At 64.0% G+C, this 406-nt stretch carries 1 protein-coding gene; it reads left to right on the forward strand.

The window, feature by feature from the left end:
* A partial coding sequence (locus tag EN804_RS34900; RefSeq protein WP_135922322.1) for an extracellular solute-binding protein occupies positions 1 to 406 on the forward strand: 406 nt, incomplete at both ends.

The following is a 406-nucleotide window of genomic DNA, read 5'->3' on the forward strand; positions in this document are numbered from 1 at the left end:
ATGGCGGCCTGACGCCGTTCAAGGAAAAGATCATCCCGCTGGCCAAGGAAAAGGGCTTCGACATCGAGTTCCTCGAGGACGAGTACGGCGTGACGCTGGAGAAGTGGTTCGCCGATGCCCAAAGCGGCGCCGGCCAGTATGACCTCTATCTGCTCGACGATCCGTGGGTGCCGCAGTTCGGCGCCGCCAACGTGCTCGAGGATCTAGGCGCCGGCGGCATCGACGGCTCCGACAAGGACTGGATCGGCTCGATGATCGACATGGGTTACTGGCCGCCGCAGAAGGGGCCGCGCGTCAAGGGCTTCGAAAGCGCCAAGCCGACGCTGATCTGCGTGCCTTTCGTCGGCGATCTGCAGACGCTTACCTACCGCAACGACGTCTTCGCCGGCGGCGCACCGAAGACCTG

Source organism: Mesorhizobium sp. M8A.F.Ca.ET.161.01.1.1 (genome assembly GCF_004792105.1).
Classification (GTDB): Bacteria; Pseudomonadota; Alphaproteobacteria; order Rhizobiales; family Rhizobiaceae; genus Mesorhizobium.